This is a genomic window from Microbacterium sp. Y-01 (genome assembly GCF_003856715.1).
GTDB classification, from domain to species: domain Bacteria; phylum Actinomycetota; class Actinomycetes; order Actinomycetales; family Microbacteriaceae; genus Microbacterium; species Microbacterium algeriense.
The window spans coordinates 591,077-603,971 of record NZ_CP024170.1; the positions used below are offsets into that span (position 1 = coordinate 591,077).

At 69.3% G+C, this 12,895-nt stretch carries 7 protein-coding genes; 6 read left to right on the forward strand and 1 reads right to left on the reverse strand.

From position 1 onward, the window contains the following. Positions 1–61 precede the first annotated feature (61 nt). The 4 genes from CSX12_RS02745 (at position 62) to CSX12_RS02760 (ending at position 5,420) form a co-directional block, all read left to right on the forward strand. Entirely contained in the window at positions 62–880 is an 819-nt protein-coding gene (locus tag CSX12_RS02745; protein ID WP_124894770.1) for a DUF5819 family protein, read from the forward strand. Beyond that, positions 877–2,085: an HTTM domain-containing protein gene (locus tag CSX12_RS02750; protein ID WP_124894771.1), complete on the forward strand. Its 1,209-nt coding sequence runs from the start codon at positions 877–879 to the stop codon at positions 2,083–2,085. The genes CSX12_RS02745 and CSX12_RS02750 overlap by 4 nt, the downstream gene beginning before the upstream one ends. A 147-nt stretch (positions 2,086–2,232) precedes the next feature. Then, complete coding sequence (locus tag CSX12_RS02755; protein ID WP_017204343.1) at positions 2,233–4,287, forward strand: acyl-CoA dehydrogenase; 2,055 nt, start codon at positions 2,233–2,235, stop codon at positions 4,285–4,287. Positions 4,288–4,376: 89 nt separating this feature from the next. Then, positions 4,377–5,420: an NAD(P)-dependent alcohol dehydrogenase gene (locus CSX12_RS02760; RefSeq protein WP_124894772.1), complete on the forward strand. Its 1,044-nt coding sequence runs from the start codon at positions 4,377–4,379 to the stop codon at positions 5,418–5,420. Positions 5,421–5,454: 34 nt separating this feature from the next. On the opposite strand, the gene CSX12_RS02765 is transcribed toward CSX12_RS02760, so the two are convergent. Further along, positions 5,455–6,057: a hypothetical protein gene (locus CSX12_RS02765; protein ID WP_124894773.1), complete on the reverse strand. Its 603-nt coding sequence runs from the start codon at positions 6,055–6,057 to the stop codon at positions 5,455–5,457. A gap of 40 nt (positions 6,058–6,097) precedes the next feature. On the opposite strand from CSX12_RS02765, the gene CSX12_RS02770 reads away from it, so the two are divergent. Continuing rightward, a complete protein-coding gene (locus CSX12_RS02770; RefSeq protein ID WP_017204346.1) occupies positions 6,098–6,667 on the forward strand; it encodes a DNA-3-methyladenine glycosylase I in 570 nt (189 codons plus the stop codon). 146 nt (positions 6,668–6,813) lie between these two features. Continuing rightward, entirely contained in the window at positions 6,814–12,870 is a 6,057-nt protein-coding gene (locus tag CSX12_RS02775) for an Ig-like domain-containing protein (protein ID WP_124894774.1), read from the forward strand. Positions 12,871–12,895 lie beyond the last annotated feature (25 nt).

The following is a 12,895-nucleotide window of genomic DNA, read 5'->3' on the forward strand; positions in this document are numbered from 1 at the left end:
TTGGGTGGCCGAGGCCGTTTCCCCACGGCGGCCTCGGCCCTCAGCGGTGAGAGGGAAGTGAATGAACACGAAACCCGAGTCCTCACCGGAAACCGACCTGCCCGGTTCGGGCGCAGCCGCCGTGGTGCGGCCGCGCCCGACCTGGTGGGTCAAGCTCATCGCCTTCGCCGCCTGCCTGCTGACGCTGTGGCACATCGCCGCGTCCTTCCTCTGGATCGCCCCGTACTCGGCGTTACGGGAGATTCCGACGCAGGAGGTTCTCGCCGGATACATGCTGCCGATGTTCGGCCAATCGTGGAGCGTCTTCGCACCGGAGCCGATCAACGGCGACTACCACTTCAACGTGCGCGCCGTGATCGAGAAGGACGGCGCGGAGGTCGAGACCGGCTGGGTCAGCGCCACCGACGTCGAGCTGTCGATGATCCGCTACAACCTGTTCCCGCCCCGCGCGGGGATCCAATCCAGCGAGGTGGCGAGCGGGCAGATGAACGCGTACAACAAGTTGAGCGCCGATCAGCAGGCCATCGTCGGCCTCGACTTCGCCGAGGACGGCTGGGAGGAGTGGATGGTGCGCTCCTTCGACGAGCTCGAGGGGGACAACCCCTCGACGGAGGCGTACATGGCCGAGGAGCACCTCTCCACCGCCTACGCCACCCAGGTGGCCTACGCGATCTGGGGAGCGGATGCCGTCGTCAAGGTGCAGTACCGCGTGAGCCGACAGAACGTGGTCCCGTATGAGGAACGCAACGACCCTGGTGCGCAGCGTCCGGATCCGACGTTCTCGACCACGGGGTGGCGGCTGCCCATAGAAGAGGAAGGCCAGAGTCGCGAGAACTTCGCGGACACGTTCCGCAGCCAGTTCGAGAGGATCCAGCCGTGAGCGCGCCGGTCAGGACGGCGCCCCGGAAGTCGGAGCCGAAGAAGAAGGACACGGCGCGGTCGAGCACGACGATCACGGCCCCGGCCCCGGTCTCCCCTCCGCCTGCTCCCGCTCCCGAGCCCGCTCGCACCGACAGCCCGCCCCCGCGGTCGTTCCTCACCCGGCTGCTGACGTTCGCGTCGTCGATGATCGGCGGCCTCTGGGCGATGGTGCTCTCGGCCGTCGACCGCATCTCGGCGTTCGTCGGCGACTGGCTGTTCAACGGGAAGAAGGCTCTGTACGGCCTCGCCGTCACGCGCATCCTCTTCGGCGTCACGGCGATCGGCCTGCTGGCAGCGAACTTCAGCACCCGCCTGTACACGTTCGGTTCGGGATCGGCCTGGAACGGCGAGCTCGCGGAGCCGGTGAGCGACTTCCCGAAGATCTGGGTGTTCAGCGCCTTCCACGCGACGATGGGCAACGACGTGCTGTACACGGCGCTCTACCTGCTCCTCGGGGTGCTGGCGGTGCTGTTCGTGCTGGGCTGGCGCTTCCGCATCGTGCTGCCGATCTTCTTCTGCCTCTGGGTCGGGTTCATCGAGGCGAACGACATGGTGGGCGACCAGGGCGACAACATGTTCCGGATCGCGCTGCTGCTGCTGTTCTTCGCCGACCCCGCCGCGCGCTGGTCGTTGGACGCCCGTCGACGCGCCCGTGCGGGTGAGTGGTTCCCGCCGGACAGTCAGCCCGCACTGCTGGGGACGATGTTCCACAACCTCGCTCTGGTCGCCCTCACGGCGCAGGTGTGCTTCGTCTACGCCTCCGGCGCCCTGTACAAGGCGGGCGGGTCGCCATGGGAGGAGGGGTACGCGGTCTACAACCCGCTGCAGACCGCGCGGTTCGGAACCTGGCCGGTGCTGAGCGACCTCGTCACGACGTGGGGACCGATGGTCACGATCGCGAGCTGGGGGTCGATCATCCTGCAGGTCGCGTTCCCGCTGATGCTGCTGACACGGCCGACGCGACTGATCGGCCTGCTGGGCATCCTGTCCTTCCACATCGGCATCGCGGTGCTCATGGGATTGCCCTGGTTCTCGCTCACCATGATCGCGATCGACTCGATCTTCATCCGCGATCGCACCTGGGCGCGGCTGAGCGCCGGGACGAAGCGGCGGTGGCAGGAGGCCAAGGCCGCCCCGCCGACGCCGGCGCTCGCGGAAGGCTGAGGGCGGGACCGGTCGACTGTGGTCTGACGACAACAGGGCGCGGCCCTGTGCCTGCCGCGCATTGGAGGAAAGGGACAGGGCAGTTCGCTGCTGGTTGTCGCAGACCTACCATGGTCGTATCCCTACTTCCCTCTGAGAGGAACGCTCATGGTCGACGCCGCCGTCCGTCCTGCCAACGCCCCGATCGTCGAGGCGACCCCCGCGATCGATGTCGCCCGCGTCAACGATCTGCTGATGGGAACCTGGGGCGACGTCCGGCGTCAGGCCCGCGAGATGATCAAGGATTCGGCGTTCTGGCGCAAGGACGAGCTGGGCAAGGATGAGCACCGCGAGCGGGTCCTGAGCCAGCTGCACCTGCTCGTCGACAACAAGGCGGTCCACCGCGCGTTCCCGAAGCGCTTCGGCGGCGAGGAGAACAACGGCGGCAACATCGCCGGATTCGAAGAGCTCGTGGTCGCCGATCCGAGCCTGCAGATCAAGTCGGGCGTGCAGTGGGGCCTCTTCGGCTCCGCGATCCTGCAGCTGGGCACCGAGGAGCACCACGACAAGTGGCTCCCCGGAGTCATGGACCTGTCGATCCCCGGCGCTTTCGCGATGACCGAGATCGGCCATGGCTCCGACGTCGCCGCCGTCGGCACCACAGCGACGTACGACCCGGAGACCGAGGAGTTCGTCATCCACACGCCGTTCCGCGGCGCCGTGAAGGAGTACCTCGGCAATGCCGCGCTGCACGGCATCGCGGCCACCGTCTTCGCCCAGCTGATCACGAACGGCGTCAACCACGGCGTGCACTGCTTCTATGTGCCGCTGCGCGGCGAGGACGGCGTCGACCTGCCCGGTATCGGGCGCGAGGACGACGGCCTCAAGGGCGGGCTGAACGGCATCGACAACGGCCGGCTCTCGTTCGATCAGGTGCGCATCCCGCGCACGAACCTGCTCAACCGCTACGGCGACGTCGCCGCGGACGGCACCTACTCCAGCGCCATCGACAGTCCAGGCCGCCGGTTCTTCACGATGCTCGGCACCCTCGTGCAGGGGCGTGTCTCGCTCGACGGCGCCGCATCCTGGGCTTCGGCGCTCGGCCTGCACATCGCGATCACCTACGCCACGCAGCGCCGGCAGTTCGACGGCGCGGACGGGCAGGAGGTCGTGCTCATGGACTACGGCAAGCACCAGCGCCGTCTGCTCCCGCGCCTGGCCACGACGTACGCGCAGATCTTCGCGCACGACGAGTTCCTGCAGAAGTTCGACGGGGTCTTCTCCGGTCGCACCGATACCCCCGACGACCGTGAGGACCTCGAGACGCTCGCCGCGGCGCTCAAGCCGCTGTCGACGTGGCACGCCCTCGACACGCTGCAGGAGGCACGCGAGGCCTGCGGCGGCTCGGGCTTCATGTTCGAGAACCGTCTGGTCGGACTCCGCCAGGATCTCGACATCTACGTCACTTTCGAGGGCGACAACAACGTGCTGCTGCAGCTCGTCGGCAAGCGGCTGCTGACCGACTATGCCAAGCAGTTCCAGGGCAAGGATGCCGCGGCGCTCGCGAAGTTCGCCGTCGGCATGACGGCGGGCAAGCTGTTCCACGGCGCCGGCCTCCGCCAGCTCGGCCAGGCCGTGTCGGACTTCGGCCAGGTGAGCCGTTCGGTCGAGCGGGGACTCCGCGAGGAGCAGCAGCACGACCTGCTCGCCGGACGGGTCCAGCAGATGGTCGCCGACATCGCCGGACGCCTGCGCGCGGGCGGGAAGGACAAGGCGCTCGGCGCCCGTCTGTTCAACGAGAACCAGGCCGAGCTCATCGAAGCCGCGCGTGCGCACGGCGAGCTGCTGCAGTGGGAGGCGTTCACCGATGCGCTGCGCCGGATCGACGACCCGCAGACGAAGAAGGTGCTCACCTGGCTGCGCGACCTGTTCGGCCTGCAGCTCATCGAGAAGCACCTTGCCTGGCACCTCATCCATGGCCGGCTGTCGATGCAGCGCGCCGCGGCGGTGTCGAGCTACATCGATCGCCTCTGCGCACGTCTGCGCCCCTACGCGCTCGACCTCGTGAACGCGTTCGGCTACGAGCCGGAGCACGTGCGTGCGCCCATCGCGAGCGGCATCGAGAAGCAGCGTCAGGACGAGGCCCGCGCCTACTACGCGGACCTCGCCGCGACGGGCAAGGCCCCGATCGAGGAGAAGGTGCTCAAGCGGCAGAAGCGCTGACGCGTTCGGCACGTGCGGATCAGCAGGGCGCTCGGCGCACTCATCGGCGCCGGGGGATAGTCTCGGCGAGTACCGACCCGAGGAGCATCATGTCGACCGTCACCGCCTACGCCGCCCCCGCCGAAGCCGCCCCGCTCGAGAAGACCGTGATCGAGCGTCGGGAGCTCGGCCCGCACGATGTGCTCATCGACATCGCCTTCGCGGGCATCTGCCACTCCGACATCCACACCGTCCGCGGGGACTGGGGTCCGCAGCAGTACCCGCTGGCTCCGGGGCACGAGATCACCGGGACGGTCGCGGCCGTGGGCGCCGAGGTCACGAAGCACGCCGTCGGCGACCGCGTCGGCGTCGGCTGTCTGGTGAACTCGTGCGGAGAATGCCGGTACTGCCTCCGCGGCGATGAGCAGTTCTGCACGCAGGGCGCCGTCGGCACCTACGGCGCGGTCGATCGTGACGGCACCATCACCCAGGGCGGCTACTCGGAGCAGGTCGTGGTGACGGAAGGCTTCGTGCTGCGCATCCCCGACGCCCTGCCGCTGGATGCCGCGGCGCCGCTGCTGTGCGCGGGCATCACGACGTACTCGCCCCTGCGGCACTGGAAGGTCGGACCCGGGACGCGCGTCGCCGTCGTCGGGCTGGGCGGGCTGGGGCACATGGGCGTGCAGATCGCGCACGCGCTGGGCGCCGAGGTCACCGTGCTCTCGCAGACGCTGGCGAAGCAGGACGACGGTCTGCGTCTCGGGGCCGATCGCTATTTCGCGACGAGCGACCGGGAGACCTTCCGCAAGCTGCGCGGCTCGTTCGACGTGATCCTCAACACCGTGAGCGCCGTGATCGACCTCCGCTCCTACCTCGGGCTGCTCGATGTCGACGGCACGATCGTGTGCGTCGGTGCCCCGGCCGAGGCCCTCGCCCTGAACGCCGGGTCGCTGATCGCCGGACGCCGCTCGATCGCCGGCTCGAACATCGGCGGCATCCGCGAGACGCAGGAGATGCTCGACTTCTGCGCCGAGCACGGGATCACCGCGCAGATCGAGGTGATCCCGGCGTCGGCGATCAACGAGGCGTACGAGCGCGTGCTCGCGTCCGACGTGCGCTACCGGTTCGTGATCGACGCCGCCACCTTCGTCTGAACCGCTGGACGTCGCGGCGGGCGGCCCACCGGGGTCAGCGCAGGCCGTCCTCGCAGTCGCTGCCGGGGCGCGCTTCCCACCGCAGCTCGTACTCGGCTCCGCCCTCCCCGTCGACGAGCCACGGCGGGAACGTCACGTACCTGTCCATCGCGAGGCCCCACGACGCATCCGCCCTCGTCGAGCGCGGGTCGTCTGCGGGCAGGTCCTCCTCCGTCGTCCAGTGCTCGGCGGGGTGGGTCTTCGCCCAGTCGTAGATCAGCTGACCGGTCCCGGACCAGTCCCGCTCGTTCATCTGCTCGGCGATGGCTGCGGGCATCGGCAGACGGTCGGGAGTGCGGTAGTCGTACGTGCAGGAGTAGGTCTGACCGCTGTCGCTGACGTAGCTCAGAGGGATCGTGACGTTCGTGGTGTAGCCGAACCGCTGCGTCAGCACCGCCACGGCGACGAGGAGGAGCACTGCGGTCGCCGCGAGCCCGGTGAGCCACCGGAGGCGTCGACGACGCCGGGCCGGCTCCGCCTGGATCGGATCGTGATGAGCGATGAGTGCATCCTTCCGCAGCGAGCGGTACGCGTGGGTCTCCGCGAGCGCTCCGCGTTCACGTCCGCGTCGGGGAGCGACTCTGGAACCATCATGCACGATGGGATCCGGGGTCGGTGGCCGCGGATAGCCTGAGGGCATGACCTCTCTGATCACGGGCCCCGACGCCCGCGACCGCTGCGCCTGGGTGGGTGACGACGACGAATACCGTCGCTATCACGACGAGGAGTGGGGCACCCCGCTGCACGGAGACCGCGCCCTGTTCGAGAAGATGTCGCTGGAGGGCTTCCAGGCGGGACTGTCCTGGATCACGATCCTGCGCAAGCGCCCTCGGTTCCGCGAGGTCTTCCGCGGCTTCGAGCCCGAGCTCGTCTCCGAGTTCGACGAGAGCGACGTCGCGCAGCTGATGGCCGATCCCGGCATCATCCGGAACCGCGCCAAGATCGAGGCGACGATCGGCAACGCCCGCATCGTGCGCACCATGGCGGAGGGCGAGCTCGACGCGCTGATGTGGTCTTTCGCCCCGCCGCCGTCCCCGATCCGTCCGGCGGCCTTCGCGGACGTCCCCGCCGTCACGCCGGAGTCGACCGCGCTGAGCAAAGAGCTGCGGCGCCGCGGGTTCCGCTTCGTCGGACCGACCACGATGTACGCCCTCATGCAGTCGGCCGGGATGGTCGACGATCACATCGCGGGGTGCTGGCGGGCATGAGGGGAACGATGGGGACAACTCCCCATCGAGCAGTATTCCGGGACACGGTTAGGATGAACGGGTGCTCCGTGGGTCGGTCGGACCCGCGATCGAGAAATCCGAGAGTGTCACCCTGGGGGGAACCGGGTATGAAGGCGTTGTCATGGATGCGCGCGCGACCCAAGACGCTGGCGTCCGCGGCCGGCGTCACCGTCGGCGTCATCGCCATCACCACCATGGCGTTCACCTATGAGGGGTTCCCCACCACCAAGGTGGATCTCAACGACGGCGGCGTCTGGATCACCAAGACCTCCAGTCTGCTCGTCGGACATTTCAACAACGAATCGACGATCCTCGACGGCGGTCTGCGCACCACCAGCGAGAACTACGACATCCTGCAGGCCGCGGCCAACGTCGTCGTCGTCGACGAGAGCGCCTCGACGCTGACGGCAGTGGACCCGGCGCGCGTGTCGCTCGGGGACTCGTCCCTCATCCCCTCCGACGCGAAGGTGGCCCTCGGCGCGAACACCGCCGCCATCCTCGACGAGAAGTCGGGTGATCTCTGGGTCGTGCCCGTGAAGGGGATCTCCTCCTTCGAGATCGAGGCCGCGGAGCCCGTCGTCGAACTGGGGGAGAAGTCCGACGTCGTCGTCGCCGACGACGGCACCGTCTTCGCGCTCTCCGCAGAACGCGGAGAGGTCGTCACTGTCCCGGTCGACCACGAGGGTGCCCCTGGCGACCCGTCGACGGCATCGGTCGGCGAGCTCGACCTGGCCGAGCGGCCGAGCATCACCTCCGTCGGACGGACGCCCGTCGTCCTGGACAGGGCGGCAGGGTTCATGACCACGCCCGGCGGCTTCCGCACGGAGATCCAGGGCGCGGTGGACGCCGTGCTGCAGCAGGCGTCGGCCGAGACCGACGCGGTCGCCCTCGCCACCCCCTCGGCGCTCGTGCGGGTCCCGCTCGACGGCAGCGAGCCCACCGAGACGTCGGCGGGCGGCGCAGGAACGGCGGCGGCGCCGGTATGGCTCCGCGGCTGCACCTACGGGGCCTGGGCGGGTTCGGCGACCTTCATCCGCGAATGCCCCGGCGACGCCAACGACGTGAACGCCCCGATCGAGGGTGCCGAGAACTCCGCCAGCCTGACGTTCCGCGTCAACCGCGACGTGATCATCCTCAACGACGCAGTCGGCGGTGCCGCCTGGCTGGCCAACGAGAGCCTGCAGCGCGTCGACAACTGGAACGACCTGACGCCGCCCGAGGGCGAGACGGAGAACGAGGAGGACTCGACCGAGGAGACCGTCGAGACCACGCTCCCGGAGCGCAGCGAGGAGAACACGCCGCCCATCGCGGAGGACGACTCCTACGGCGTGCGCCCCGGCGCCACGACGCTGCTCCCCGTGCTCGACAACGACAACGACCCGGACGGCGACGTCCTCGTCGCGGCCCTGGCCGAGGCCCAGCCGTCGATCGGGACCGTGCAGCCGATCAACAACGGCGGAGCGCTGCAGATCGCGGTCGACGAGAAGGCCACCGGCACCGCGAGCTTCACCTACGAGGTCGACGACGGCCGCAAGGGCAAGGACACCGCGGTGGTCTCGCTCACGGTGCGCGAGTGGAGCAAGAACGATGCGCCGAAGCCCAAGCGCAAGACGTCTCTCGCCGTCGAGACCGGCGGGACGATCTCGTACAACATCCTCCCGGACTGGATCGACCCCGACGGCGACGACATCTATCTGAAGGACGTGATCGCGGCACCCGGCGACGAGGTCGACTTCAGCAAGGACGGGCAGCTCACCTACAAGGCGACCGCCAGTCTGCAGGGACGCAAGGATGTGCAGGTCACCGTCGCCGACGCGTTCGGCGACCTCGGCACCGCGACGATCGCGATCGACGTCCGGCCACAGGGCTCCACGAACCCGAAGACCAACGCCGACCACGTGATCACCCGGGCCGGCGAGCAGGTCACGGTCGCGCCGACCGCGAACGACACGAGCACGAGTCGCGAGCCGCTGCGTCTGAGCCGCGTGCTCGACACCCCGGGTGCGACGATCATCCCGAACACCCCGAACAAGACCTTCTCCTTCATGGCCGAGAAGCCGGGCGTCTACTACGTGCAGTACCAGGTGACCACGGGCCCCAAGAACGGCGAGGGTCTGGTGCGCGTCGACGTGATGCCGGAGTCGGAGACCGACCTTCCCCCGGTCGCCGTCCGCGACGTGGCTCTGCTGCCCACGGGCGGAGACGTGCTGCTCGGCGTGCTCGACAACGACACCGACCCGGGCGGCGGCATCCTCGTCGTTCAGTCCGTGACCGTCGAACCCCAGAGCGGAATCTCGGTCTCGGTCCTCAACCACGAGACCCTCCGGATCACCGACCAGGGCGCCCTCGAGGAGCAGGTGCGCATCAAGTACCGCATCTCGAACGGCTCGAAGTCCGCCGACGGCGAGGTCGTCGTGATCCCGATCCCGGCGCCGGAGAAGCTGCTCCAGCCGGTCGCGAACCCCGACACCGCCACCGTGCGCGTCGGCGACGTCGTCACGATCCCGGTGCTCGACAACGACACGCACCCGAGCGACGACGCCATGCACGTGGAACCCGAGCTCATCGAGCCGTTCGTCGATCCCGAGGACGGTGAGGCGTTCGTTTCGCAGGACACGGTGCGCTTCAAGGCCGGGCCGGAGGCGAAGACGGTCTACCTCACCTACGAGGTCTCCGACTCCCGTCAGCAGAAGGCGGCCGGCTACGTCACGGTGCAGATCCTGCCGATCGACGAGGAGAAGAACGCGGCCCCGCGTCCTCAGGACATCGTGGCGCGTGCCCTCGCCGGCACCGAGGTCAACATCGCGGTGCCGCTCGACGGCATCGACACCGACGGCGACTCTGTGGAGCTCGTCGGCATCGAGTCCAGCCCCTCGAAGGGGCGCATCACCGTGGGGCCGAACTACTTCACGTACGAGGCCGCGGACGGTGCGAGCGGCGTCGACGTGTTCAAGTACCGCGTGCGCGACCGGCTCGGCAAGGAGGGCATCGCCACGATCCGCGTCGGCATCGCCCCCACCGAGCAGGTCAACCAGCCGCCCTATGCGGTCAAGGACGCCGTCGTGGTGCGACCGGGCCGCGAGATCGCGGTGCCCGTGCTCGCGAACGACTCCGACCCCGAGGGCGACAAGCTCGCACTCGTGGAAGACGGTCTCGAGGTGCCCGACGGGCTCGAGGCGCGCGTCTCCGGCGACCGCGTGCTCGTGCAGGCTCCGGATCGAGAGACCGAGACCTCGCTGCAGTACACCGTCGCGGACGCCCGCGGGGCGACGGCGATGGCGACGCTCCAGATCACGGTCGACGAGGAGGTGCCGTTGCAGGCGCCCGTCGCGCGCGACGACCGCCTGCAGCCCGCGGACCTCAAGGACGGCGGCCTGACCGCCGACCTCGACATCCTCGCGAACGACGAGGACCCGGACGGCACCACCGACGCCCTCGACGTCGAGATCGGCGAGGGCGGCACCCCGCTCGAGAACGGCAAGGTGCGCGTCACCGTCACGGAGGAGCTGCAGCTCATCCGCTACACGCTCACCGACCGCGACGGCCTGGCGGCCTCGGCGTTCATCTTCGTGCCCTCGCGCGCAGACCTGCGCCCGACCCTCACCTCGACCAAGCCGCTCGAGGTGGTCAGCGGCGAGACCGAGACGCTGCCGCTCTCCGAATACGTGACGGTCGCCGGCGGCGGCGAGGTCGTCATCACCGAGAAGGCCAAGGTCAGCGCGAACCACGCCGACGGAGCCGATCTGCTGAAGGACGCGCGGACGCTCGTGTACACCTCCGCCGCGGGGTACTTCGGCCCCGATTCCCTCACGTTCGAGGTCACCGACGGAACCGGCCCGGATGACCCGGAGGGCCGCAAGGCGACGCTCAGCATCCCGATCAACGTCCTGCCGCCCGAGAACCAGCAGCCCACGTTCGTGCAGGGGCAGGTCAACGTCGCGCCGGGCGAGCCGGCCACGTCACTCGACCTGGCCGCGCTGACGGACGACCCCGACCCCGAGGACAAGGGCAAGCACGACTACGCGCTCGTCGGCGGCGAGGGCAAGGGCATCTCCGCCCGCATCGAAGGCGGCGACAAGCTGGTCGTGGAGGCAGCGTCGAACGCCAAGAAGGGCACAGCGGTCACGCTGAAGCTGCGCATCTCCGACGGCACCACCGAGCCGGTCGAGGGCACGGTCGAGGTGATGGTCACGGCGTCCACCCGCTCGATGCCCGCGGCGAACACCGACACGATCGCGGAGGCCGATGCGGGCAAGACCATCGTGGTCCCTGCTCTCGCCAACGACTACAACCCGTTCCCGGAGACGCCGCTGAAGATCGTGTCGGCCGTGGCCGAGTCCGGCGTCGGCGACGTCGAGTTCACCGCCGACCAGGTCACCGTCACACCGGGCGACTCCTTCGTGGGCACGCTCGTCGTCCGCTACCGCATCCAGGACGCGACGGAGGATTCCGACCGCGAGGTCAACGGTCAGATCGTCGTCACAGTGCAGGACGTTCCGGACGCCCCGGGCGTGCCGGCCATCGTCACCGAGCAGGATCGCACGGTCGTGGTGTCGTTCTCGGCGCCGGCGAACAACGGTGCGGAGATCACCAAGTACACGGTGCGATCGCTGGGCGGCAGTCCTTACACCAAGGACTGCCAGTCCACGACGTGCACGCTCGACGGCCTCACCAACAACGTCGAGTACACGTTCCAGGTGACCGCGACCAACCGCGTCGGCGAGTCGGACCCCTCGGCGGCGTCCGCCCCCGCACGACCGGACGCGCGACCGGACACCCCGAACCCGCCGACGCTCGCGTTCGGGGACAAGTCGCTCAAGGTGGCATGGCAGACGCCGTCGACGCCCGGATCCCCCGTCGACCGGTACACGCTCGAGATCTCGCCCGCACCGCCCTCCGGCATCACGCAGAAGGAGGTCACGGGCAACTCCACCACATGGGAGGGCCTGGAGAACGGCTCGGACTACCAGGTCCGCGTGCAGGCGCACAACCGCGCGCCCGACCCGTCCAGCTGGAGCGGATGGTCCGCATCCGAGATCCCGGCCGGGCCGCCGTTCGCGCCCGCCGCACCCACGACCCAGGAGCTCTCCCCGGTCGGCGGCCAGGCGCAGATGCGCGTGAGCTGGACGGCGCCCGACAAGAACGGCGACGCCATCCGCGGCTACCGGCTGGAGGTGCTGCGGGGCGGCTCGGTCGTGCGGACGCTGACGCCGGGCCCCGAGGCCACGAGTCAGGCCATCGTCGTCGAGAACTCCGAGACGGCCTACACCTACCGCATCCAGGCCAACAACAAGGCCGGCTGGGGCGAGATGAGCGCGCCCTCCGCCCCGCGCCGCGGCGTGGTGGCGCCCGGTGCGCCGACCAGCCTGCGGATCGCGGACGAGGGCGACCGTTCCCTGACGATCTCCTACAACGAGGGATCGCGCAACGGCGCCACCGCTGGCGAGATCACGAACCAGTACCGGCTCAACGGCGGCGACTGGAGAACGGTGCCCGGTGACAAGGTCCTCCGCGGGCTCGAGAACGGCGTCAACTACACGGTCGAGGTGCGCGCTGTCGCGAACGTGGACGGATCGACGTACTCCGGCGCCGTGTCCAATTCGGCCACGGGCAACCCGCACGGGAAGCCGCACGCCCCCGACGTGAGCGCGGAGTCGCTCCAGACGGACGTGCGCCTCAACTGGAACGCGAACGGATCGCCCAACGGCCGCAGCATCCAGGTCGTTCAGATCAGCGTGGACGGCGGCGGCTGGCAGAACGTCGGCATGTCGGGTTCGGTGAACGTGGGCACGTACAGCGAGTACCACAGCATCAAGGCCCGGGCGATGGACAACACCGGCGCCTGGTCCGATGAGAGCCCCACGCGCGGTGCCACGGCGCAGGCCAAGCCGCAGCCGCGGTGGTGGGCGTCGCAGGGGACCGACTCCGGCAACTGCAACCCCGACACGTGCTACTACCTGAACCTGAACACGGCGAACGTGAACGCGGGCCGATACCGGATCCGCTGCCTCGAGAACGGCACCCCGTACCGCTCCGCGTCCGGGCAGACGTCGACCTACAACTGGTACGACGTGCCCGCGAACGGCACGATCCGCCTCTCCTGCTGGCACGGCGGCATGAACCGCACGCTGCAGGCCGACATCGAAGGCGTCGGCTGGTCCGAGGCCACCACCTGGCCGTGACGGCTCCCGCTCCCGGTACCCGAAC